Source organism: Domibacillus sp. DTU_2020_1001157_1_SI_ALB_TIR_016, from assembly GCF_032341995.1.
In the GTDB taxonomy this organism is placed as follows: domain Bacteria; phylum Bacillota; class Bacilli; order Bacillales; family Domibacillaceae; genus Domibacillus; species Domibacillus indicus_A.
The window spans coordinates 318880-341521 of record NZ_CP135438.1; the positions used below are offsets into that span (position 1 = coordinate 318880).

19 protein-coding genes and 1 pseudogene are annotated in these 22642 nt (G+C 39.0%); 9 read left to right on the forward strand and 11 right to left on the reverse strand.

Annotation, left to right across the window (positions count from 1 at the left end; all coding sequences use genetic code 11):
- Nucleotides 1–241: 241 nt before the first annotated feature.
- The 4 genes and pseudogenes from RRU94_RS01500 (at nucleotide 242) to RRU94_RS01515 (ending at nucleotide 3272) form a co-directional block, all read left to right on the forward strand.
- Complete coding sequence (locus RRU94_RS01500) at nucleotides 242–1534, forward strand: NAD(P)H-dependent oxidoreductase (protein WP_315691496.1); 1293 nt, start codon at nucleotides 242–244, stop codon at nucleotides 1532–1534.
- Nucleotides 1528–1881 (forward strand): annotated as a pseudogene (locus tag RRU94_RS01505) (PTS sorbitol transporter subunit IIB); the annotation flags it as partial. The gene RRU94_RS01500 and the pseudogene RRU94_RS01505, both read left to right, overlap by 7 nt.
- 41 nt (nucleotides 1882–1922) lie before the next feature.
- Nucleotides 1923–2288, forward strand: a complete 366-nt coding sequence (locus tag RRU94_RS01510; RefSeq protein ID WP_315691497.1) for a PTS glucitol/sorbitol transporter subunit IIA — start codon at nucleotides 1923–1925, stop codon at nucleotides 2286–2288.
- A gap of 132 nt (nucleotides 2289–2420) precedes the next feature.
- Nucleotides 2421–3272 (forward strand): Cof-type HAD-IIB family hydrolase, encoded by an 852-nt coding sequence (locus tag RRU94_RS01515; RefSeq protein ID WP_315691498.1) that lies wholly within the window; start codon nucleotides 2421–2423, stop codon nucleotides 3270–3272.
- Nucleotides 3273–3490: 218 nt separating this feature from the next.
- Here the strand turns inward: RRU94_RS01515 and RRU94_RS01520 are convergent, their stop codons facing one another.
- From RRU94_RS01520 to RRU94_RS01545, 6 genes are all read right to left on the reverse strand, one after another.
- On the reverse strand, nucleotides 3491–4003 hold the full coding sequence (locus tag RRU94_RS01520) for a GNAT family N-acetyltransferase (RefSeq protein ID WP_315691499.1): 513 nt from the start codon (nucleotides 4001–4003) through the stop codon (nucleotides 3491–3493).
- A 451-nt stretch (nucleotides 4004–4454) separates the two neighbouring features.
- On the reverse strand, nucleotides 4455–5051 hold the full coding sequence (locus RRU94_RS01525; protein WP_315691500.1) for a TetR/AcrR family transcriptional regulator: 597 nt from the start codon (nucleotides 5049–5051) through the stop codon (nucleotides 4455–4457).
- A gap of 155 nt (nucleotides 5052–5206) precedes the next feature.
- Nucleotides 5207–5977, reverse strand: a complete 771-nt coding sequence (locus tag RRU94_RS01530) for an SDR family NAD(P)-dependent oxidoreductase (RefSeq protein ID WP_315691501.1) — start codon at nucleotides 5975–5977, stop codon at nucleotides 5207–5209.
- Nucleotides 5978–6434: 457 nt separating this feature from the next.
- Nucleotides 6435–7544: a flavin monoamine oxidase family protein gene (locus tag RRU94_RS01535; protein ID WP_315691502.1), complete on the reverse strand. Its 1110-nt coding sequence runs from the start codon at nucleotides 7542–7544 to the stop codon at nucleotides 6435–6437.
- A 169-nt stretch (nucleotides 7545–7713) separates the two neighbouring features.
- Nucleotides 7714–9018, reverse strand: coding sequence for an MFS transporter (locus RRU94_RS01540; protein ID WP_315691503.1), 1305 nt, complete (start codon nucleotides 9016–9018; stop codon nucleotides 7714–7716).
- Nucleotides 9019–9134: 116 nt separating this feature from the next.
- Nucleotides 9135–10523 (reverse strand): aminotransferase-like domain-containing protein, encoded by a 1389-nt coding sequence (locus RRU94_RS01545; RefSeq protein ID WP_315691504.1) that lies wholly within the window; start codon nucleotides 10521–10523, stop codon nucleotides 9135–9137.
- Between the two features lie 501 nt (nucleotides 10524–11024).
- Between RRU94_RS01545 and bluB the strand changes: the two genes are divergently transcribed.
- The 3 genes from bluB to RRU94_RS01560 all read left to right on the forward strand — a co-directional run bounded on the left by bluB (nucleotide 11025) and on the right by RRU94_RS01560 (nucleotide 13652).
- Nucleotides 11025–11666, forward strand: a complete 642-nt coding sequence (gene bluB / locus RRU94_RS01550) for a 5,6-dimethylbenzimidazole synthase (RefSeq protein WP_315691505.1) — start codon at nucleotides 11025–11027, stop codon at nucleotides 11664–11666.
- A gap of 298 nt (nucleotides 11667–11964) precedes the next feature.
- The gene (locus tag RRU94_RS01555) at nucleotides 11965–12177 is read left to right on the forward strand and encodes a hypothetical protein (protein ID WP_315691506.1); all 213 of its coding nucleotides are present in this window, start codon (nucleotides 11965–11967) and stop codon (nucleotides 12175–12177) included.
- Between the two features lie 114 nt (nucleotides 12178–12291).
- Nucleotides 12292–13652 (forward strand): IS3 family transposase gene (locus RRU94_RS01560; RefSeq protein WP_315690933.1). Its coding sequence is split into 2 segments (ribosomal slippage): nucleotides 12292–12748 and nucleotides 12748–13652, totalling 1362 coding nucleotides; the frame shifts between segments, so codons are not numbered across the junction.
- Nucleotides 13653–13992: 340 nt separating this feature from the next.
- Here RRU94_RS01560 and RRU94_RS01565 read toward each other — a convergent pair.
- The 4 genes from RRU94_RS01565 to RRU94_RS01580 form a co-directional block, all read right to left on the reverse strand.
- Nucleotides 13993–15750, reverse strand: coding sequence for a SulP family inorganic anion transporter (locus tag RRU94_RS01565; RefSeq protein ID WP_315691507.1), 1758 nt, complete (start codon nucleotides 15748–15750; stop codon nucleotides 13993–13995).
- Nucleotides 15747–16295: a beta-class carbonic anhydrase gene (locus RRU94_RS01570; RefSeq protein ID WP_315691508.1), complete on the reverse strand. Its 549-nt coding sequence runs from the start codon at nucleotides 16293–16295 to the stop codon at nucleotides 15747–15749. Before RRU94_RS01570 ends, RRU94_RS01565 begins: the two co-directional genes overlap by 4 nt.
- A 586-nt stretch (nucleotides 16296–16881) precedes the next feature.
- Nucleotides 16882–18042, reverse strand: a complete 1161-nt coding sequence (locus RRU94_RS01575; RefSeq protein WP_315691509.1) for an FAD-dependent monooxygenase — start codon at nucleotides 18040–18042, stop codon at nucleotides 16882–16884.
- Nucleotides 18043–18257: 215 nt separating this feature from the next.
- Nucleotides 18258–19430: an MFS transporter gene (locus RRU94_RS01580; protein WP_315691510.1), complete on the reverse strand. Its 1173-nt coding sequence runs from the start codon at nucleotides 19428–19430 to the stop codon at nucleotides 18258–18260.
- 196 nt (nucleotides 19431–19626) lie between these two features.
- Here RRU94_RS01580 and RRU94_RS01585 point away from each other — a divergent pair, with 196 nt between their 5' ends.
- Both RRU94_RS01585 and RRU94_RS01590 read left to right on the forward strand, forming a co-directional pair.
- A complete protein-coding gene (locus RRU94_RS01585; RefSeq protein ID WP_315691511.1) occupies nucleotides 19627–20061 on the forward strand; it encodes a MerR family transcriptional regulator in 435 nt (144 codons plus the stop codon).
- Nucleotides 20062–20485: 424 nt separating this feature from the next.
- On the forward strand, nucleotides 20486–21337 hold the full coding sequence (locus tag RRU94_RS01590) for an aldo/keto reductase (RefSeq protein ID WP_315691512.1): 852 nt from the start codon (nucleotides 20486–20488) through the stop codon (nucleotides 21335–21337).
- Between the two features lie 432 nt (nucleotides 21338–21769).
- On the opposite strand, the gene RRU94_RS01595 is transcribed toward RRU94_RS01590, so the two are convergent.
- Complete coding sequence (locus RRU94_RS01595; RefSeq protein ID WP_315691513.1) at nucleotides 21770–22540, reverse strand: SDR family NAD(P)-dependent oxidoreductase; 771 nt, start codon at nucleotides 22538–22540, stop codon at nucleotides 21770–21772.
- Between the last annotated feature and the right edge of the window lie 102 nt (nucleotides 22541–22642).

The window sequence follows — 22642 nt, forward strand, 5'->3', positions numbered from 1 at the left end:
TATTTATTAACTATTTTCGAAACTAGAATCTAAGCAAAGACCACGAATTTTCTTTGTCTTCTTTGCTAAGAGCATTTTTCCATTTTAAAAAATAATGGTTTGACAGATTTTTCAGAATCGGGTAATATTCAAATTATCAAATGATAATTGCATTAACAAATGATAATAATTTATAAAAAGATGAATTAATTTCACAAATGTTAAGACTTTCGCATTATCAAAAATTCTGGGAGGCTATAGTATGTCAATCTATCAACAATTAGTAGAACGGGAAAAAGCAAATCAGCCAATTAAAGTGGGAGTGATCGGTGCCGGACAGATGGGCTTTGGCATGATCGGGCAAATCTCACGTATTCCGGGCATGAGTGTAACCGGTATCAGTGATATTAATGTGGAAGCAGCTCAAAGAGCGGCAGATTACTATAATGCACAGGCAGATCGAAAAGAATCGATTATTGTATCCAATGATTTTCGTGAAGTAATTCAATCTCCACATGTTGAAGTCATCGTAGATGCTACAGGCGTTCCGGAAGTTGGAGCCAACATTTCGCTTGAAGCGCTGCGTTCCAAAAAACATATCGTGCTGTTAAATGTTGAAGTAGACATTACCATCGGTTCTGTGATGCATCAATTGTTTACAAACGCGGGACTTATTTATACGGGATCAGCTGGTGATGAGCCTGCTGCAGTTGTTGAGTTATATGAATTTGCAAAAACGATGGGCATGGAAGTATTAGTTGCTGGTAAAGGAAAAAATAATAAATTAAATGTCACAGCCAATCCTTCCACTGCGCAGGAAGAGGCAGACAAGAAAAAAATGTCTTCTCATATGCTGGCTGCTTTCCAAGACGGCACGAAGACAATGGCTGAAATGAACCTGCTGTCTAATGCGATTGGGTTTGTACCGGATGTAGTGGGCATGCATGGAATTGCTGGAGATCTTGATTCCGTGATTAAAGACTTGGATGTGAAAGAAAATGGCGGCGTGTTAAATAATTTTGGTGTCGTTGAATATGTGGATGGTCTGGCGCCTGGCGTATTTGTGATCGTAAAAGGCCAAAATGAAGCGGTAGCGCACGAACTAAATTATTTGCTGAAGAAAGGTGACCGGGAGCACCACATTTTGTACCGCCCATATCACCTTGCTAGCTTAGAAACGCCAATCACGATTGCTAAAGCAGTACTGCAGCATGACTCTTCTATTCACCCGCTTGGTACGCCGATTTCTGATACCGTTGCCGTTGCCAAAAAAGATATCCAGCCAGGCGAAACACTGGACGGAATTGGCGGTTATGCGGTCCGCGGTGTCCTGGAAACCCATCAGGATATGAAACGGAATGGACACATTCCAATCGGCTTGATCAGCGGCAAGGTTGTCGCGAAAAAAGCGATTAAGCAGGGCCAATTCTTAACAACAGATGATGTAGAACTCGATCCAAGCACAACGGTTTGGAAACTAAGAGAGCTTCAAAATCATTTATTCCAGGAAGATGGCCTGCAAAAAGAGCTTCTTTCGAGCCTTATTACTTTGTAACACAATCTGCCGGAAATACCTTTGGGCTTCTCGTTCTTTCTATTATTTATGTAATCCTGGTTTTATCTCCTTTGCTTGGACCGGGTTCCGTGATTGCACAAGTCGTCGGCGTACTCGTCGGAGTGGAAATCGGCAAAAGGAATATCCCGCCAAACCTCGCCCTCCCTGCCCTGTTTGCGCTTAACCCGCAGGTAGGCGCAAACTTTGTGCCAGCAGGCTTAACGTTCGGGGAAGCAAAACCGGAAACCGTTGAAGTTGGGGTGCCAGCTGTTTTAATGTCACGCTTAATTACAGGGCCGCTTGCGGTTGTGATTGCTTATTTTGTGAGCTTCGGTATGTATGAATAAGGGAGGAATCAGGAAACATGTACACTATGGGAGGACTACAAATGAAAACCATCTACCAGTCAACAGTTACAGAGCTTGGTACAGACGTGGAAATGTTTGCAGAAGAAAAAATGCTCATTCTTTTTAATGAAAGTGCACCAAAGGATTTGCGCGACATCGCGGTGAGCCATACGGTGGTTTCATTAGAAGGCACTATTGAAGCGGGTGACATTCTTTCATTTGACAACCAGTCTTATGAAATCACGTTTGTCGGCGGTAAAGTAAATGAGACAGTGAGTGAGCTTGGCCACTGCACGATCGCATTCAATGGAGCGGATCATGCGGATCTGCCGGGAACGATGTGTGTAGAGGAAAAAGCGATGCCGACAATTAGCATATCGACAAAATTGTCTATCAGTAAAAAATAGTTCAACCCTCAAACAGGCCGTTAAGCTGAATACTCTTGCTTAACGGTCATTTTATTATCTTCTTTATTGATGAATAATAGAGGCTCCTCCCCTCCTATTATTTTTGAATCAACATAGAATAGGTGTGTAGATATGAAACTAATAGCTATTGATTTAAACGGTACCCTTTTAAATAGAAGGAATCAAATCAGCAGAAAAAACATTGAATCGATTAAAAAGGCCCAGAAAAAAGGAGTTGAAATTGCAATTGTAACCGGAAGAGCTCATTTTAATGTTCATTCTATTTTAAAGAATGCTGGTATTTCTGCTTGGATCATAGGCGCCAATGGAGCGACCATTCACGACAAAAAAGGAACGCTTTTACATGCGAAGTCTATTAAGAAAAACGATGCAAAAGAAATACTCGATTATTTTGCAGAACACAATATGTATTATGAAGTTTTTTCCGACCAAGTCATTTATACACCCCAAAATGGACGGGACTTATTAACAATCGAAATGTTTAAACTGAAGAATGCAAATCCAAAAATAAACCTAAACGTATTTCAAGAAGCGGCAGAAAGACAGTTCAGCCAGGGGAAATTTGAATTTGTTTCTTCTCATTTAGACATTCTAGATAAAACAAATGAATTTTATAATTTTCTTGGGTTTTCTTTCTATAGGGAAAAAATCAATGATGGCTGGCAGCATTTTGAACAAAAAAGAGAGCTGGCAACTGCCAGCCTGGCTAAACATTTATTCGAATTGACGCATTCTGATGTTTCAAAAGGCTGTGCTGTCAGGTATTTGGCTGGGAAATTGAATATCGAAAGAGAAGATATTATAGCTATTGGAGACCATTATAATGATCTCCCTATGTTTGAATCTGCAGGACTAAGGATTGCGATGGGAAACTCCGTCCGAGATATTAAGTCTTGTGCGCATCACATAACTTTATCAAATGATGAAGATGGTGTGGCCCATATCATGAAGCTGCTTATTTAAATTCTATCTATATCTTTATATAGCGGCAGACCTTCTTTTATTTTTTATCGATCTTTGCGAAATGGTCCTCTTGGTTAATCTCTACAAGAATTAACTTTGCTATTACAATTACCGATAGTTAAAACATAAATTCTTCACGAAAACAGCTCTAACTAATTTGTCTTGACAAATTAGTTAGAGCTGTTTTTATGGTGTTTAACTTCATTAAATTAGTTTATTTATTCTTCTGAAGGCACTTTAGGCCCTTTTAAATCCAATTGATAAAAAGCAAGGTCCAGCCATTTATCAAATTTAAATCCAGCTTTTTTAATTACACCAGAAAATTCAAATCCCATTCTCTCATGCATTTTTATACTGCCTTCATTTGTTGCATCAATTCCAGCAACAAGTGTTGCATATTCTCTTTCATTAGCCATTTTTATTAATTCTTGCATTAATTTTTTTGCAATACCCTGGCTCCTATAATCCTTATGAACATAGACAGAATGTTCTATTGTGTATTTATAGGCTGGCCAAGCTCTAAAAGGACCAAATGTAGCAAATCCAACTGCCTTGTCATCTTGTTCGCATACTAATACTGGATAACCTTCTTCTATCTTTTGCTTATACCAAATTTGTCTGCTTTCAAGAGTCTGAGGTTTATAGGTATATACAGCCGTGCTATGAAGAATTGCATCATTATATACCTCTAAAATATCCCTTAAATCTTTTTCTGTTGCTTCCCTTATCATTTTTTTCTTCCTCTCACACTAAATTTGATTTTCTATATTTATTTTAGAACTCTCCATACATAACGTAAAATTGAAATTTTTCCCTTCATCTCCTTATATAATCTTTTATATTCAAAGCTAGATTTGCAACGTGTGAATGAAAAAAAGGATGCTGACTGTTTAGTCGCATCCCTTTTTTCATTCTACCGAGTTTCTGCCTATATAATACCTTATTAAGATAATTTCTTATATCCGCAATAATCTGTATCAATTTGTTCTAAAAACTGTTGGAACATTTTTCTTATGCCTTGCCCCTTAGAGGTTTTCAGCCTTGTTAAACAAGGTAGAATACCTCTTCCCAGGACTTTATACGTATAACATGGAGAAATTGCAATATTCTCCCCGTATTTTGGATAGTGAAAGCTTTAGTCTCGTTTTTATTCGCTTCCTTAAACTATAAAAGAAATCCCAATTAATTTGCAGTATCATCCACTTTAAACTCGTCATAAAAATCTTTGGTTAATGAATCGAAATAATCGATTTCACCTGTTGAGCGTGCTAACAACTGAGCACCCTGGACGAAAGCTACAATGATCTTTGCTTGTTTTACTTCGTCAGTTGATCGTGTAATAAGGCTCCCTGAATTAATTCCTTGCTTTAATACATTTTCAACCCATTCTTCATTTGCACGGAAAAACAAAGTCAATTCATTTCGGATTTCTTCAGGAAATGAGTTTAGTTCAGCTGCCATCATCGAACATAAACAAATCTTACCATTATCCACTAAAGTATCACGATATACTTTAAAAAATCCCTTTAGTTTTTCTTTAGCATCTGACGAACTTTTGTCAATTTGATCTAGCTTCTCTATAAAATGTTTACGATACCTTAGAAGGACCGCTTGTACTAATTCCTGCTTGGTGGGAAAATAATAATGAACACTAGCTTTACGAATTCCGACAGCTTCAGCTATATCTGCATAACTAAATCCATTATATCCCCGCTCTTGAACAAGCTGCATACCAATATCCATGATTTTCTGTAATGTTGTATTATTATTCGTTTTCATATAAAAAATCTACCATTCAGTAAGTAAGTCGTCAACTTATTTTCCTGCTCATAAAAGATAAACAGCCAGCCGCCGGTTCAATACCGGAAGCTGGCTGTTTAAAAGGAGTTTTGATCCCTGTATCCTAAACAGGGATCAGTCCCCCACCTGCTCTTTTATCTTAATCGAGCTGTAACTCCACCATCAAGTGGCATAATAATGCCTGTAATCCATGATGATGAATCATCTGCAAGGAATAAAACGGCATTCGCTACATCTTCTGGAGTTCCATTGCGTCCAATTGGATGAAACTCATTAAAAGTTGGCAACACTTTTGCCACTTCTTCTTCTGACATAAACGTATTGTAAATTGGTGTTTCAACAACTGCAGGTGCTACGGCATTTACTCGAATTTTATCACCAGCGAATTCTACGGCCAAGTTTCTTGTTAAGGCATGTCTTCCTGCCATCGCAGCTGAGTAAGCTGATGAAGGTGTTGCTTCCACTGCTTGAATTGCCCACATTGAGCCCGTATTTACAATCGCTCCTCCTCCACGCTTTTTCATTTCTGGTATAACTGCTTGAGAAGGATAGAATGTTCCTTTAACAATTGTATCTAAATAGGATTGCAGGTCATCCTCTGTATGGTCAAGAAATGGTGTTGGATTAAATTTTCCTGTGTTGTTAACTAATACATCTACGCCACCAAACTCTTCTACTGCTTTTTTAACCAAATTCTCCGAAGTTTCTTTTTTGCTGATGTCACCGGCTACATATAAAACTTTTTTGCCAGTTGGGTCAATTTCTAAAGACGTTTCCTTCAGCACATTTTCTCTGCGTCCATTAATAACTACATTTGCTCCTTCTTCAAAAAATCTTTTTGCAGCTGCTTTCCCAATCCCAGTACCTCCACCAGATACGATTACAGTTTTATTTTCAAATCTCATTACCATTCATCTCCCTTTTTATTTTCCATAATATAAAAAATGCTTAATCATGGTTTGTTTATTGTCTATCTACTAGTAGGTAGATACAGTATAAAAAATTTTATTAAGTAATGCAACTCTTTTTACTCCATGTATTTAACTATTTAATCTTTGAATACTTCTTTTGGAGAGCGTACAATATCTTGTGTAAATGCGTAAATAGAAAAAGGAATACCTTTTCTTATATAATTGAATTACCACAACACAATTCAAAGAAAAGAGATCTTCCCTATAAACCCGTTTCCAATAGATATTGTCGACGCTCTAGTAAAACAAAATATTACTGGGGTCTCTACCAGTTTCACCTGTTCCCCGTTGGATGGAATTTGTATAGCGTTCATCATTTACTACCTCCTTTAGTTCAGTAATTTTTAAATTCTGTTAGCTTTCACATACAATACTCATTAAAAAGATCGTGTTATACAGGCTTGTTATTTAAATTAATGATTTCAAAAACTGCTTGTTCAGCTGACTGGAGTGCACCTTCAAGATGTCCGCCGTATTGTGAATTAGTCTCAGTACCAGCAAAAATAATTTTCTTTTCCCATACACCTGCTGTTGGTGGCTGACCATAGCTTGGAAAATCTCTAAGCGGATCGAAGTCTTCCTCAACAGCCGTTTCGGAATCTCTGGACCAATCTTTGTAAAGGACCGCACTTACGTTTTGGGCGGAATTCCCAAAGAGCCTGACCAATTGGTCAATAACCAATTTTGAAACTTTATCCTTCCCCAGTTCCCGGCGCATTTTTGCTGGTATTCCAAAGAAACCAAATAATGCACCAGAGCCTGCTTCAGGAGAGGCATCATGGATTTCTTGTAAGGGTCCAACCCGGCTTGATACGAATCCGGAGAGTCCTGATTCTCTCCAAAAGGGCCGATCATAAATTGCTACTGCCTTGGCCTGTCCGGCCATCCATGTAGGTTTATTTACAAGATCAACCATAAGAGCTGGAGGGAGAGCAGGAGAAAATTCAATATGACGCGCCACAATCCGAGGCGGCAATGCCAGGATAACAGCACTTGCAGAAACGTTTTTTCGCTTTCCATCAGCAAGAACTGCTTCAACCCTGATAGCACCAGCTTTATCTAGTCGAATAGCCGTAACTCGTGTTTCTAACTCGACTATTCCTGGGGGGATAGTATATGCTACAGCATCGACAAGAGACTGCACACCTCCCCTGAATCGAATCGATATTGGTCCGGAATTTTCCGGCAGTTCATAACGCTCAGGTGGTTCGTTTGGGAATCGTTCTGAAAGCATTGCTCCTTTGGTATACTGGACGAAAGTTTCTACATTCAGTTCTTTAACAAGATTGGCAATCGTACTCTCATACTGCGGCCAGAACCATGTTGGTCCGAGGTCAAATTTACCTAGGTCTGGTTTGTTTGGATCAGCAGCGGTCAAGATCCTGCCGCCAGTCCTGTCTCTTGCCTCTAGAATCTTACAATTGATGCCATGTGCAGTAAGTAAAGACGCAGCCCGCAGGCCACTCAAACCAGCTCCAACAATGACTACAGGATCGTTCATATTGTTTCCTCTTTCCGACCGCGTGTATGCGTTCTTCATATATTTGTGACAGATCGGTTCCTTTTTATATAAGTCTCTTCGAAAGGAACTTTCCTTTGTATAGGGTTTCCATACTCGATTTTAACAATTACTTTAAAAGCACCTTGAATTTTCAGTTATTTTTATTTTATTAAACCTTATTTTGATTGTTAGCGGCCCAAACAACGATTGGAATAAGTAGTAATGAAAGCACAGCGCCAATAATTGAAAGGGCTGCATAACTAGAATGTGCTACAACTATTCCAGATAAGCCTCCTCCTAATGCTCCTGACAAAGCAATCCAAACATCTACAGAACCCTGTGTCTTAGCCCGGGTAGATGGCGGGGTTGCATCTACAAGAATTGCTGTGCCACTAATTAAACCAAAATTCCAGCCAAGTCCAAGCAAAACAAGTGACGCAATGAGTACTGCCATCGAATCGGCTGGTCCCATAGCGGCTAGAATGCCAGAAACAAGCAGCGTAATGGCAGAAGCACTAGCCATAACAGCACGGCCAATTTTATCAACAAGAAAACCAGTTACTAACGAAGGCAAAAACATGGCACCTATATGAAATCCAATGACAAGCCCTACTTCATTCAAACCATGCCCATAGTGCCCCATATGTATAGGTGTCATCGTCATAATGGCAGTCATCACAAATTGAGTTAGAATCATTACTGCAGCTCCTGCAAAAATGCCTCGCTTGTTTATCAATGACAAATGAGCGTTTTCCTCTGACGATACATTACGGGCTGTTCTTTGAGCATCTGCTATAGCTTTTGCTACTATATAGGGATCAGGACGAAGTAAAATGAATAGAACTAAACCAGCAAGTATATAAGCTGCAGCAGCTAATATAAATGGACCAGCTAAAGCAGGAATTCCTATGGATACAGCAACCTCACCCATTACATCTACCAGGTTTGGCCCTGCAACAGCACCGAATGTGGTGGAAACCATGGCCATACTAACAGCCTTTGCCCTTTGTGTTGAGTTGGCCAAGTCAGTTCCTGCATAGCGTGCTTGTAAATTTGTAGCCGATCCAGCCCCGTAGATAAGAAGTGAAGCAAATAAAAGCAGAATGCTATTTGTTAATGCTGAAACGATTACTCCAATGGCACCGATCCCTCCAGCCAAAAATCCAGCCGCAAGTCCAGAACGACGTCCAAATCGCTGAGAAAGTCTTCCCACAATCAGTGCAGCCGCTGCTGATCCTAAAGTAAATAACGCCGTAGGAATTCCGGTTACACTATCTGTACCTAACATATCTTGGGCTAGAAGTGCTCCCACTGTTATTCCTGCTGCAAGTCCTGCTCCTCCAAAAATTTGGGATATGACGATAACCATTAATGTTCTTTTATATAATTGTTGTTGTTTTTCTGAAGAGCCAATGTAGCTTTGTAACCAAGCTGCTTGAACATCTGACGCTTTTACACTATCTTTGTGTAACATAATTTAACCTCCCTTTTAAAAGCTATTCCTATTTCTTATACTCCTCCCACTAGATTTGAATCATCATAACACGCACAAAAAAGCCACACAATATTATAATTGTATGGCGAACAATATTACGTAAGATCGTTTAGTAAGCGTTTAAGGATGATTAGTCCTTGCTCAAGCTCTTCGAGCGTTTCTGGTGCACAGACAGCAACCCTTACAGCCCGCTCTGGACAACTATTTCCAACTACAAAACGTTCAGCCGCGTAGACTTGCACCCCTTGCTGTGCAGCTAATCTTTCAAATTCAGCACCTGTAATCCCGCCTGGTAATAGCAGCCAACGAAAGATGCCTGTTTCAACACCTAAACACGTATAGTCACCCAAATATTGATTTACGACTTGGTTTCTGCGAATGGTTTGTTCCCGATGACCCTCAATTAAAACTTCAAATTGATTCGATACAATTGTACGTGCTGTCAGTTCTGCTAATAACGGGGACACTGTTATATTTAAGTTATAAAGTGCCTTTGAAATTGGCTCCTTGAATTGACTTGGCACTGCTACATAGGCTAGTCGTAAGCCTGGTGCTAATGATTTAGATAAACTTGCAATATAGATGACCTGTTCCGGTGCAAATGATGCGACTGCTGGCAATGGTTTTTTGTTAAGAAGATGGTACGATCCATCTTCAATAATAAACTGATTATACTTTTTGGCAATTGCCGCAATCATTTTTCGATTCTCAACCGACATAAAGGAAGCTGTCGGATTATGATTATCTGGAATCAAGTAAATACCTTTAATATTTTCATTTTTACATGCATATTCAAATGCCGTTGGACTCATTTCATAGTTCTCTGATTTTATCGGCACTATTTGCACATTAAGCATCGCTGCAACAGTTTTTAAGCCAGGGTATGTATGCTGGTCAACACCAATGCGATCTCCAGGCTGACAAAGGCTCGCCAGTGTGGCAGCAATCGCATTTTGACCCCCATTTGCAAATAAAATGTGGTCAACGGTTGTTTCAAACCCGCCTCTTCGGATTAGCTTTATCGCTGCATCCTTTTGCCAAAGGCTTTCGCCTGCCCGGCCATAACCAAACCATTTTTCATAATCTGTCTCCTGCAGCATACTTTTTAGTTGGAGTAACAGTGGCTCGTAAGAAGCATTATCTGGAAGTGTTGCTCCCATTTCAATCAAATGCTTCGGCTTTGTATCTTCAAGTAAATACGCATTCGATAACGCGTCATACGATACAAATGTGCCACTTCCAACCGTTGCACTTAACAAGCCCTTTAACTCACACACTTTAAACGCTTTTGAAATGGTACTTAAATTTAAATCTAAATAATCGGCCAGTTCTCGTTGTGGAGGAAGTTTTGTCCCGGGTAATAAAACTCCGTTTAAAATATCTTGTTCCAATTGCCCTGCTAGTGCCTGATAAATAGGCTTTTTAGTTTTGTCAATCGATGGCTTCCAGCTCATCGGATAGTTTTCAAAAGAATTAATCGGCATGGTTCGCATCCTTTTTCATACAAATTTATTATTTTATTATTTGCAAAACTATTATAACGAGTATCTATATGGGATCAAAATTTGGATCACCAAGAGCATCAACTTAAAGAAGCAGCATGTCAAAAGTTCTTGAATGTATAAAATCCAAGTTCATTTACTGTCACTACACAATTGATTCTTTCACGATCACGATCATGATTATTGGGACTGACCCCCACTTTGAGACAGTGATCAAAACACCTTTAAGCACCCAGCTGCCGGTACGTAACCGGCGGCTGGTTATTTAGTTTCGCTTGAATATGTATATGGTTATAATATGGAAGAGATCTACACACATAGGTTAACACCTGACTATACCATTAAAATGGGCAAGCGCAGCACGAAGCCTCGGTATACGGTGCTCAACCTGCCGGCGGTCTATTCCTTACTTATCAATAGAAAGAAAGCAAACAAATTATAAGATGAGAAAATCCTATTCTAATAAGATAAGGAGTTTATGTAATGTTTACTGATGAAGAAAGAGACGCGGTTTATAAAACCATTTTCACTAGAAGAGATGTCCGGAGTTTTTTGCCTGATCCTATTTCTGAAGAAATTGTACAAAAGCTATTGAATGCTGCCCACCACGCCCCTTCTGTAGGCTTTATGCAGCCATGGAACTTTATTGTTGTTTCTTCTCCTAAAGTCAAAGAAAAACTGGCATGGGCAGCTGATAAAGAGAGACGGGCACTTGCTATTCATTATGAAGGAGAAAAAGAAAATAAGTTTCTCAGCCTGAAAGTTGAAGGGCTGAAAGAAGCGCCTATAACAATTTGTGTAACGTGCGATCCAACTAGAGGCGGCTCTCACGTATTGGGGAGAAATTCAATTCCTGAAACAGATGTTCTTTCAACAGCATGTGCGATTCAAAATATGTGGCTGGCTGCTTGTTCGGAAGGCTTAGCCATGGGATGGGTTAGTTTTTACAAGAAAAACGATATTCGTGATATTTTAGAAATTCCGCCCTATATTGACCCCATTGCCCTTATGTCTATTGGCTACACGGATCAGTATCCAGAAAAGCCTCTTTTGGAATCATCAAACTGGAGAAAAAGAGAATCGCTCACTGAACTTATTTTCCAAGATAAGTGGGGATCGCAATAACTAAACAAAAGCAGGCTTCGAATGCAACATATGAAATGGACAAGCGCAGTGCGAAGCCTGAATATGCAGTACTCAATCTGCCGCCAGTCTATTCCCTCATTTATAAAACGATAGATCTACTTTATCAGCAGGTTCCAGTGGCCAGTCTATATATGAAGCGATTAAGAACCGGTGGATAGATACCCGGTTAAATGGTGTGTCTGTTGAGTTAGCGGACTTTATTAAACGTTAAGGTAAACAAGGGCGTGTACGGTATGTTCCGGAATACGAAGCACTCACCATTGAATCGGAGGAGGAATTGCTGTCAGTTTCCCTTTCGGTAGGTATTAAAGATTGGCTGCGCAAAAAAGGAGAACAGAACGCCAAAAGTCTGCAGGGTATTGCTGCTGAGATCCTTGAAGAAGTGTATCAACGCGAGCAAGGCCAAAGCAGAGATAATATTAATAATTCAACTAAAATCGCAGCTGAATCACTGAATTCAGTTCTTTATTTTTATATCCTAACATCGTAGTTTTCTAATTGCTATTTCTTTATTAAATAAGTGGAAAACCTTTATCAAAAGCTATGCGGATGTGAACTGCCCCGTAAATGTTAGACACCAAACTAACATTTACGGGGTGTTTTTATGGCCAAATTTACAATGGAAGAAAAGATTCAAATTGTATTAAGGTATTTAAAAAGAAATGAAAGTATTTATACAATTGCTGAAGAAGCCGGAGTCAGTTCTCCAATCTTAAGTGGATGGATTCGTCTTTATGAACAATTCGGTGCAGAAGGGTTTTTAAAATCCTATACAAGCTATTCTGTGGAGTTTAAACTTAATGTACTCAAGTATATGAAAGACACGGGTACATCCTCTTATGACGCAGCTGCCATTTTCAATATTTCTTCACCAGGCTTGATCCGAAACTGGCGAAAGTTATTTGAGACTGGAGGAATGGATGCCCTGTATCCAAAGAAAAAGGGGCGATCATTCATGAAAAAAGAAACAAAATCTACTGTTAAAAAACAATTACCAGTTGAAGGATCAATGGAGGCTCTTCAGGCTGAAAATGAGCGTTTACGCATGGAGAACGCCTACTTAAAAAAGTTGAACGCTTTAGTTCAAGGACAGGAAAAATTACAAACAAAGTCAAAGCGCAAGTAATTTTTGAGCTAAAGAATGAATTTGATATCGTGGAATTAGTTAAAGTCGCTGACATTCCACGCAGTACATATTATTACTGGGAAAAACAATTAAATCGAGAAGATAAATATGTGAGTGTAAAAGAGGTCATTGAGGCCGTTTATCATGAACATAAAGGTCGTTATGGCTACCGCCGTATTCACAAAGAATTAACGAAAAGGCACATTCACCATGACCCAAAGACCATTCATCGCTTAATGAATGAGATGGGCTTAAAATGTGAAGTGCGTATGAAAAAATACCGTTCATATCGTGGAAAAGTAGGTAAAATCGCCCCCAACATACTGAATCGCGATTTCAGCACAGAAAACATGAATGAAAAATGGGTAACCGATGTAACGGAATTTCACTTGTTTGGAGAAAAACGATTTTTATCTCCTGTTCTAGACTTATGTAATGGGGAAATTATTGCGTATAAAGTGATGAAACGTCCTGTTTATTCACTGGTTGAAGAGATGTTAGAAGAAGCAGTGAAGCGAATACAGCCTGAAGATAAGGTCATCCTTCATTCAGATCAAGGCTGGCATTATCAGATGGCCAAATACCAAAAAAAATTAAAAGAATATGGTATTCGTCAAAGCATGTCCCGTAAGGGAAATTGTTTAGACAACGCAGTCATGGAAAATTTCTTTGGCTTATTAAAATCAGAACTTCTTTACTTACAAGAGTTTGAGAGTATGGAACATTTTGAACGAGAATTAGAAGAGTATATTTATTATTACAATCACAAACGAATGAAGGCAAAATTAAATGACCTAAGTCCAATAGAATACCGGACTCAGGTCTTGGAAGCTGCCTAAACTTTTTGTCTAACTTTATTGGGTCAGATCAATGAAACCACATAGCTTTTTAGTAATTAAATGCTCTATATTTAACTCAAGTTTCTACAAAAAGACTACGCGCTACATTTTATCCTCCTATAAGTCATGTGGATATATTTTTCAATAAAATATATATTTGAATTTAACACATAGTGTGAAGAACCAATTTTTCTTAAGCCTTACCTCTATATTGCTACATTCTTTAATTTTCCTTTTTGGATCTTCCGATTTTAGCAAGAAGCCTATCTAAGCTTAAATCGAATTTGTCCTACACTCTTTGGATTAACTCTTTAAGGTTTGCACAGTAACCTTCTGTTTTTCAAATCAATCCTGGCTCCTGTTTTCTCTTCTGTTTGAAAACCCCAGGCTTGGAAGCTTGCTGTGAGAGTGCTGTACATTCATCAAAAGAAAATTGTTTACATCCTTTACAACGCTCCACATCTAGGTTTGATAAAGCTTTATCAATAGCATTACCTGTATGAGCAAAGATATATTCCTCGCCTATTAGTTGATACAAACCCGTTTTCTCAAATAATTCTTTTGGCTGCTGTTGGATGCCAGAAATGATCACTTGCTGATGAGAATCTTTGAATTGTTTCACAATGTTGGCGAGGAGTGCTTCTCCCGATGTATCAATAAATGAAACTTTGCTCATTCTTAATAGAAGAATTCTCGGTTTAGAACGTGTAATACTTTCTAGTTCCTCCTCAAATCGTTCGGTCGAACCAAAGAATAAAGGTCCTTCTACTGTATAAATGTTAATCTGCGGACAGTTGGAACCTTGCTGCACCATTTCTGGCTTCACTAGCTTATCAGTGGGATCTGGTAAAACTTTTGACACTTTCAACGTACTGCTCATTCGTCCAACAAAAGCTAGGAGAGCTAAAAGCAAGCCAATTCCTACACCTGTTGTAAGGTCCATCAAAACTGTTAACAAGAAGGTAGTGACTAACACTAGGGAATCCATGGTTTTCGTTTTTAAGATGTTCGCAAACTCTTTGCGCTCGCTCATGTTCCATGCGACAAACATAAGGATAGGGGCCATACTGGCTAAAGGAATAGCTGAAGCGTAAGGCGCTAAAATAACCAGTACTAGTAATACTACAACCCCATGTATCACACCCGATAAAGGGGAAGCAGCCCCGTTTTTAATATTTGTTGCCGTTCGCGCGATGGCTCCTGTCGCCGGAATTCCTCCAAATAAAGGAGCAACCATATTGGCCAGTCCTTGGCCAATTAGTTCCTTATTGCTATTGTGCTTGCCCTTGGTCATTCCGTCTGCTACTAGGGCAGATAATAACGATTCAATTCCTCCAAGCATAGCAATAACCAGCGCAGCAGGAAGGAGTTCAATCACTAGGTTTCCAGTAATTTCAGGAAACGCAAAGCTCGGCAATTTATTAGGAATTGCACCATAAGTCGACCCAATAGTGGATACTTGATTAGGAAAGAACAAGGCAGCGACTAAAGTGGATATAATTAAGCCCAGCAGCGCCCCGGGAATTTTGGGCAAAAATCTTGGTGATAACAGCACGATAACTAAGCTTACAATAGCTACTAAAACACTGTAGATATTCACTGTATGTAAATTCAATACGATCTCTTTCATGTTTAAAAGGAATGCTTCTTCTTTTTCCAAATTACGGAGGCCTAAAAAATTGGCAACCTGGCCAGAAAAGATAATGACCGCAATTCCAGCAGTAAAGCCAATAGTAACAGGTCGAGGAATAAACTTAATGTATCTTCCCAATTTGAACAAACCCATAAGAAAAATCATAATGCCCGCCAAGAAACCGGCAATCAGTAATTTTTCATATCCATACTGTATGACTACTCCCAACAGAACTGGAACAAACGCTCCAGTTGGGCCTGCAATTTGATACTTGGATCCTCCAAAAAGTGAAACCATAATTCCAGCAATAATTGATGTGTAAAGTCCATATTCCGGCCTAACTCCTGATGCAATAGCAAAAGCCATCGCTAAAGGAATGGCTACAATTCCTACTACCAGCCCGGCAACAAGATCTTTCTGAAAATGTCCCAAATTGTATCCATTAAACCTGCTAGAGAAAATCATTTGTAGTACCCTCCTTTAAATTTATTGGTGTTAGAATCAACGCTATTATATCCGTCTACGACACAATCTAATTTACCGGTTTGGGGATGAATGACCATCCTATAAACGGCGATATTAGCTGACATTAAAGGGTGCTTTTTGATCAGCTGAACACTATTGTTGACACTCTCCTCTACGCATTGAAAGCCTGTCAGCCATGTAGATAAGTCAATACCAGCATTCGATAGGGTATTGATCCGATCTTTACTAACTCCATTTTTCTCTGCAGCCTCGAGAATGGAAGAAGACTGAAGGCCTGTCATGCCACATGCATGGTGTCCAATCACACACACTTCTTCAGCTTTCAATTCATAAATGGCTACAAGAATACTGCGTATAATATTCCTTAACCCCATTGCTTTTGAAAGCAACTCCAATAAACGAGTATCCATACAAGTCAGGATAACTAATTTTTCGTCTGGATATTTCGTGGTGTTGAATTCTTGATATTCTTTTTGTTCTACGAAAGCACTGTTGAAATCTAAAATTCCGGAAATAATATCCACTGTACTCCCCCCTTTCTCATTTTCATTTTTCTCTCCATTCAAAAAATTCACAGTAATTATCCTGCTAAAGACTAAATATAAAGGCAGGTTTTGAGCATTACCCTTCAATTTAGGCTTACTTTTACTTTACGGGACTTAAATTAGAGGAAAATAATAAAAAGATTAGAAAATGATGAGAATATTATTAAGAATCAAAAAAAGGAAAGCCCTATGACTTATAGGGCTTTCCTTTACCTTTTAAATTTTGATATCTTGCATAAGTATTTCTTTATTTCATTAAACCTCCAATTTATCATCCTGTTTTCTCCAGAAAAAGAGGCAATCTCCTTGTTTTCAAGACATACTGGAGTTTGATATATATATTTTTTTAATTGGGTTAGAGACAATATCTCCCTTGAACAAAAAATTGTTATAAGCTTTCCATCTACGACAAAATTCTAGAAACACTCCAACTAACGTAGTTGTGAGGCTAAAGAAATGTCATTGTAATAAATAACTTCAGAAAGGATCTTATACTCTCTTATCTTTTCAAAAGCAGCTTTTGCTTCTTTTCGGTATCGTATTCATACATTTAAAATATTTATATTCATCGCCCAAAAGAGCGACTGAAAGATTGTCCAGATTCCACAATCTCACGTACATTCTTTAAACGGCGAGACTCATATTCCGAAAGAGCCCCAGCTGCTGCAGTTCCTTGTATCCCCTTTGCCACACATTCTGCCAAAGTAGCAACATCTTGTAATGAAGTATTAAATCCCTTTGCCGTTAGGGGTGTAAGTACATGGGCAGCATCTCCAACCAACGCTATACGTCCTCTCACAAGATTGTCAGGAAGGTATTCGGCTATTGGTATTCCTACAAGATTACGTGTTTGAATGCTATGAAGAGTCGCGGCCAACCATGGCTGAGGCCATCTAACAGAAGCTTGTTCAGCCAGCTCAATCAGTGTCTGTTCTGGAATGTCAGGAGCATTAAGTGAATGCCGCACAACGCTTCCTTCTACACATCCAAGACGACGTAACAAGTCATTTCGAGTGTTATCGTACCAAGCCCACGCCAATCGTCGATCTCCTAAACCATAGGACCCGTCTTCTCCAGCAATAATAGAACCGAGTAAAAAGTCACCAATACCATCTGGCATAGTAAACTTCTGGGCGTAAAGGCTAGGCCGATGTTCTTCAGGTATGTCAGTCTCACCTAGAATAGCTACCCATATCAAGTATCCTGCAAAAGTTGCGTTCGGTTTGTGCGGTGCAACATAACGCCGCACAGTACTGCGGTGACCGTCAGCACCAATCAAAATCTCTCCACGGAATGTCTCCCCCTTATCCGTCACAACCCAAGCAGATTCGCTGTCCTGATTAACAGTTTGAACGCGAGTTTCATAACGCAAGTCAATTCGAGGGTCAGCTTTGGCTTCTGTGCGCAGTCGAAACTCTATAGATGACCAAGCCTCAACAGACCTCATTCCACCTGAAGCAAGGTTTCTTAAGAATTTCGCTGTTTTAGTTCGATCAATTTCTCCACTGTCAATTTGAAGACCAGCGCCGCTACGTCGTTTTTCTGCAGCTCTCTCTAAAATTGTTACAATGAATCCAGCCTGCGCAAGAGCAATCCCTGTCATTAGTCCAGAAAGCGATGCACCCACAACTACAGCAGATTTGTTTGCTTCTTGAATGGGTTCGGTAAAAGTGTCATTGATTGATTCACTCGGGAACTTACCCTTTCCTGCATTTTTCTCAGTCATTGTATTTCCTCCTATTAATCATAACTTTTTAAGTAAGATAGGTGTAAGGCAGGCAACAAGTATGACTATTAGTAAAGAACTAACCAAACTTTGTTCTTCCATGGGTATCCCTTTTATAATGAAAAGAAAAGTGCAAGTATTTCACGATTTTCGTGAGTTACCCTGCACTTTTCATATACTTCATAAACTACAGTTGTTTAAGCCGGCTTTATACCTTAGTTAGTAAGGTGTTTTTTGGCAGGATTATACAAGTAACTTCTCAGTAAAATAGATACTAGACTTAATATCAAGAACACTATTCCACCTAATACGATGTATTGTACACCCATCCCTGATATAAATAATCCACCTACTGCTGTACCCATTGTGACCCCTAAATTACCACATGATAAAAACAATCCATTTGCGAAATCAGGAGCTTCTGGAGCCGCAGAGGTAATCCAATATTGGCTAATATTATTTCCTATAGCAAATAAGATTCCCCATAACAAAATCGTAATCATCATAGGTCCAATGGAGGTCCCCGTAAGGAATGACAATAGATGAACAATCCCTAATACAATTGGAAAAGCTATTGCCGCTTTCATGGCATTTCTCGTAAGTAACCTGCCGCCTACAAGGTTTCCAATTAAACTGGCTAGGCCTAATATAAGTAACGCCAACGTTAAAGTGTTCCCCGATACATTCGTAACGGTTTCAAGATATTCTGCAATAAAAGTATTAATACTTGAAATGGCAGAACCTATAAATATGACAGTCGCAATAGCCAGCCAAGTAAGAGGTTTTTTCAATACGCTTACTTGAGCTCCATAAGAAAGTCTTTCTTTAACAGGCATAGATGGAACAAATACCAATGTAGCTATGAATGCAACTGCGTTAACGATAGCAAAGAATAACATCGCCATTTCTAAAGAAGTGGCACCAGCAATATAATTGGTAATTGGCACACCAAGTATCATACCTGCAGTTACTCCCAAAATTACTTTAGAAACAGCTTTTGGAGCTTCTTCCTGGCTGACAGATGCAGCAGCTACTGTCAAAGCCAATGAACAATAAATCGGATGGAAAATGGCTGGAATCACACGAGCAATAAGCAAAACGGTAAAGCTTGATGTAAACATGGAGACAATATTGCCTACAATGAAAATGCCAAGTACAAGCAGCATAACCGTCTTGCGGTTTATACCCGAAAACAATAACGGCATAATGGGGCCGGAAACGGCAACAGCAAGGGCAAAGAGGCTCACTAACAGCCCTGCTTTGGATACGCTGATTTGAAAGTGATCAGCAATTAAGGGCAGTATCCCAATAACCCCCATTTCAGTAGTGAGGATACCGAAAACTCCTATAGTCAATATTAATATCAGTAAATTATTTTGTTTATCCATACAAATACATTCCCTACTTTCATTAGATTGGTTTATCCGTGCTTTATTCCACTGTGTTGCCCAGCCATTTCCCCTACTCATTGATGGGTTTACAACTTCGGTATCGTTAGACTATGATGAGGTTATCACCTTCGAGTAACTCGAAGTCAAGGGTTTCGAATAATTAAAAACCATTTTTTTCGGGGAGGACTTACAAATGTATACTGTGAAAGAAGCGGCCAGGCTGCTTGATCTGACCGAACACTCCGTTCGCTATTACACAGATAAGGGATTAGTTCCAAGTGTACAGCGGGACAAAAACAATATTCGTCTTTTTGATGACGAATCCATCAATTGGCTTAGGGGTGTAAAAAATCTGAGACAGGCTGGTATGTCAGTTGAAGCCGTTAAAGCCTATATAGATTTGTGTTTGGAAGGAGACGCTACCATTCCGCAACGCTACGAAATCATTTTGGAACAAAAAGCCGTTGCCCTGGCTCAGTTGGAGGAAGCTAAACGAATAGCCAAATTTATGGAAGACAAAGCAAGCCACTATCTTGACATTATCAATCAAGTGGTTTCGGATGACATGAATCCTGGGAAGTGGACAAAAAACAAAACCAATATCCCCCACGAAACACTGCATTCATAATTTCAGTACAAATACGAAAAAAGCTCACGATTACCTGGTTCATAATCATGAGCTTTTTTTGTTTTTTAAATAAGCTTCTTCAAAACTGTAAAGTTATGACTACGGTTGTTTTAAATAAAAACAAAAGAGCTCATGATGACTTTGTACATAATCGTGAACTCTTTTCTTCTTAATGTATTTACTAGTTGACCGAAACTGCTGAGTAAAGCTGGCGGAAAACACTTTACATGTTAGAGGAAATGAAGATAAGAAAATGGCAGCCTTCAGTTTGAATTGTAATTTGTGCCGTTTTTAAATTGTTCGAAACCTATTGACTTCGTGTTACTCGAAGATGATAGCCTCATAATAGCCCAAGTGTACTGGAGTTGTGAATATCTATCACAAAGGATATAAAGGGCGAAAATAAAGGATAGGAGAATTGAACATGCAAAAAGTAATCTTAAACAATGGTGTGGAGATGCCGATAATTGGCTTTGGTGTTTATCAGATTGAAGACGCCAATCAATGTGAACAATCCGTTTACGATGCCCTTGCCGCGGGCTATCGCTTGATTGATACAGCTGCGGCTTACATGAATGAAGAAGCGGTTGGAAAAGCAATCAAACGAAGTGGTGTGCCAAGAGAAGAAATATTTATTACGACAAAACTTTGGATTCAGGACGCTGGTTACGAGAGTGCAAAGAAAGCATTCGCAAAGTCATTGGAACGCCTACAAGTGGATTATATAGATTTATATTTAATTCATCAGCCATTTGGGGATGTATATGGTTCCTGGCGTGCTATGGAGGAATTGTATCGTGAGGGTAAAATTAGAGCAATTGGCGTTAGCAACTTCTATCCGGACCGCCTGGTTGATTTAATCACCCATAATGAAGTAGTTCCGGCAGTAAACCAGGTTGAAACGCATCCTTTCTGCCAACAAATAGGAAGTCATAACCTGATGAAAGAGAACAATGTTCAGATCATGTCCTGGGGTCCATTTGCTGAAGGAAGAAATAACATGTTCCAAAATGCAGTTTTAGCATCAGTTGCCAAAAAGTATAATAAATCCGTTGCTCAGGTGATTTTACGCTGGTTGACACAAAAAGAAGTAGTGGTGATTCCAAAATCTGTTCATAAGGAACGAATCATTGAAAACTTCGATATCTTTAAATTTGAATTAAGCCAAGAAGATATGGAAACCATTGCTACGTTGGATACGAAAGAGAGCGTGTTCTTTTCACATAGAGATCCTGAGTTCGTGAAATGGATCGGTAATGTTAAATTTGATATTTAAAGAACTACTAGGTTTCTTTGATTATAAATAAATGAAAACCCAATTTTCTTATAGAAATGAAAATTGGGTTTTCTTATTATCATCGGTAACTTTTATACTTAAACTAACCTGCACGTTACTCGAAGAAAAAAAGCATTACCATTGTTTTAGTAATGCCGAATTTACTTTTCTCAGCCCTGTAATGATACATCTTCATATCGGTAATGTTGTTTGCGTAAACCTCCATGGAAGTTCACATGGAAAAAAGAGGTTATTGATAAACAATGAAAATCTGCTAAATAAATATAAAGTATAGAAAGTAGACAAAGTGAAGGTGCCAGTCGCCAATAAAATCTGGGTGTATTTACGCCAATAAATATGTTTGTATCAAAAAAAAGACACCTACCTTTAAAATATAGCAGAATGTCTTCTTTTTAATCATTTTTAAGTGATTTAACGACTAGTGTAACCAGCATCGACATGTATAGTTGTCCCTGTTACATAAGAAGATTGATCTGAAGCTAACCATAGGCTTGCTTGTGCGATTTCTTCAGGCTGTCCGAATCTACCAAGTAGACTAAGCTGAGGTGCAAATTCTTCTTCTGTTTGTCCGGTTTCTTCTAACGCTCCTCTTAACATAGGAGTATCAATTGCCCCAGGTGCTACTGAATTAACACGAATATTTTTATCGCCGTTTTCAAGTGCAGCAACCTTAGTCATTCCTACTACCCCATGTTTGGCTGCAACATAAGCAATATTATTTGGCTGAGGACGGAAACCGCTTACTGATGATATATTAACAATACTTCCGCCTTCTCCTTGTTTAATCATTTGTTGTAATTCATATTTCATGCATAATGCAGTTCCTGTAAGATCAATGGAGATAAGCTTATTCCAATAATCTTCATCAAACTCGGCTACAGGGGCATTGTCCGGTGTTATGGCAGCATTGTTAATGGCCACATCAAGACGCCCATATTTCTCAACTGTTTTTGCAATCATATTCTGCACTTGATCAGATTTAGAAATATCAACTTTTACAAAAAATGCTGTTCCTCCGCTTGCTTCAATTTCGGAAACCGCTGCTTTTCCTTTTTCTTCGTTAAAGTCAGCTACCACTACTTTTGCTTTTGCTTCTGCAAAAAGTTTTGCTGTAGCAAGTCCCATTCCCATTGCGGCGCCTGTGATAATGGCTACTTTTCCTTCTAATACTGGAAATGTCATTTTAATCACTCACCCTTATAAATTTTAGTTAATTATCTACATTTAGCTTATGGTGTTTATGATGGGGTACTTTGTTGTTTTGTTTCTATATTCATTTCAGAA

Excerpts from the sequence above, each read along its gene's own strand:
- RRU94_RS01500 (WP_315691496.1), top strand. The coding sequence starts at position 242 with ATGTCAATCTATCAACAATTAGTAGAACGGGAAAAAGCAAATCAGCCA.
- RRU94_RS01510 (WP_315691497.1), top strand. The coding sequence starts at position 1,923 with ATGAAAACCATCTACCAGTCAACAGTTACAGAGCTTGGTACAGACGTG.
- RRU94_RS01515 (WP_315691498.1), top strand. The coding sequence starts at position 2,421 with ATGAAACTAATAGCTATTGATTTAAACGGTACCCTTTTAAATAGAAGG.
- RRU94_RS01520 (WP_315691499.1), bottom strand. The coding sequence starts at position 4,003 with ATGATAAGGGAAGCAACAGAAAAAGATTTAAGGGATATTTTAGAGGTA.
- RRU94_RS01525 (WP_315691500.1), bottom strand. The coding sequence starts at position 5,051 with ATGAAAACGAATAATAATACAACATTACAGAAAATCATGGATATTGGT.
- RRU94_RS01530 (WP_315691501.1), bottom strand. The coding sequence starts at position 5,977 with ATGAGATTTGAAAATAAAACTGTAATCGTATCTGGTGGAGGTACTGGG.
- RRU94_RS01535 (WP_315691502.1), bottom strand. The coding sequence starts at position 7,544 with ATGAACGATCCTGTAGTCATTGTTGGAGCTGGTTTGAGTGGCCTGCGG.
- RRU94_RS01540 (WP_315691503.1), bottom strand. The coding sequence starts at position 9,018 with ATGTTACACAAAGATAGTGTAAAAGCGTCAGATGTTCAAGCAGCTTGG.
- RRU94_RS01545 (WP_315691504.1), bottom strand. The coding sequence starts at position 10,523 with ATGCCGATTAATTCTTTTGAAAACTATCCGATGAGCTGGAAGCCATCG.
- bluB (WP_315691505.1), top strand. The coding sequence starts at position 11,025 with ATGTTTACTGATGAAGAAAGAGACGCGGTTTATAAAACCATTTTCACT.
- RRU94_RS01565 (WP_315691507.1), bottom strand. The coding sequence starts at position 15,750 with ATGATTTTCTCTAGCAGGTTTAATGGATACAATTTGGGACATTTTCAG.
- RRU94_RS01575 (WP_315691509.1), bottom strand. The coding sequence starts at position 18,042 with ATGACTGAGAAAAATGCAGGAAAGGGTAAGTTCCCGAGTGAATCAATC.
- RRU94_RS01580 (WP_315691510.1), bottom strand. The coding sequence starts at position 19,430 with ATGGATAAACAAAATAATTTACTGATATTAATATTGACTATAGGAGTT.
- RRU94_RS01585 (WP_315691511.1), top strand. The coding sequence starts at position 19,627 with ATGTATACTGTGAAAGAAGCGGCCAGGCTGCTTGATCTGACCGAACAC.
- RRU94_RS01590 (WP_315691512.1), top strand. The coding sequence starts at position 20,486 with ATGCAAAAAGTAATCTTAAACAATGGTGTGGAGATGCCGATAATTGGC.
- RRU94_RS01595 (WP_315691513.1), bottom strand. The coding sequence starts at position 22,540 with ATGACATTTCCAGTATTAGAAGGAAAAGTAGCCATTATCACAGGCGCC.